Here is an 849-nt window from a genome sequence, read left to right as displayed (position 1 = left end):
AGATAGCCGGGTGCGACTTGCTGGTGCTCAGCGCCGGCCCCGTCGATTAGCTGTTTCCGAACTGACTCAAGTTGCACTCTCACGTTCCAGTCTGCAGAACCACAAACCAAGAACTTGGCAGGCGTGGTGCCATTGCTTTCCAATTCGCCACCTAAGTGGGCATGGTCCGAGGGTTGAGTCCCGTTGGCTCATTTCGCGGGAAGATCCCCGGCCGTCGGCGCTTCGATGCGTTCGGCTACCAGCTCCTGCAAACGCCACAATTGGCTGTCGTGAATCCCCATACCCTCAAGGTGACTTACAGTGCTGTGAAGATAGTCGGCCATGGAACCCCACGGACCGCACGCGACCGCGAGCGCGTCGGCGATCTGTTCCAGCGACAGCCCGCGGACATAGCGTCCGCTGTTCCGGTTAATCACAAAGGTGATCGCGTGGAGCGGTCCGTTCTCGGTGCGAACATTCACCCAGCGCGGCGAATGAGCGGACGGCTTGGCGCGCATCTCACGACGAAAGAGCCTGCTTAGATTGTCCTCGATAGCATCCGGCGGCAGGCGATAGACCGCGCCCTTGCACTGCCCGCCACGGTCGAGCGACAACATGAGACCGGGTTTGCTGTCTGATCCACGAAACCACCGGTCCCAACCGAGGCAGAAGGAGCGGTGCCACCCGGGCACGAAGCCTACCCGCTGCTCCACGAAATCACAGGCTGGGTTCCACATCAGAGATCCATAGGCAAAGAGCCAGACCTCATCAGCTGACGGTGCGGCGGCTAGTACCGCCCGGACGGTGTCATCATGGTCGGCATCGGACGGCGCGGTGAAGGGCTGTGGCAGAGAATCGTCCGCACTGAGG

Annotated in this window: 1 protein-coding gene; it reads right to left on the bottom strand. The window is 61.2% G+C overall.

The window, feature by feature from the left end:
- Positions 1–188: 188 nt before the first annotated feature.
- On the bottom strand, positions 189–849 hold a 661-nt coding region (locus tag E5W70_RS32555), incomplete at its 5' end, for a gamma-glutamylcyclotransferase (RefSeq protein WP_292665476.1).

Source organism: Mesorhizobium sp. (assembly GCF_005063415.1).
Classification (GTDB): Bacteria; Pseudomonadota; Alphaproteobacteria; order Rhizobiales; family Rhizobiaceae; genus Mesorhizobium.
Note: the sequence above shows the minus strand (reverse complement) of the source record. Positions and strands in the feature narration are given on the sequence as shown.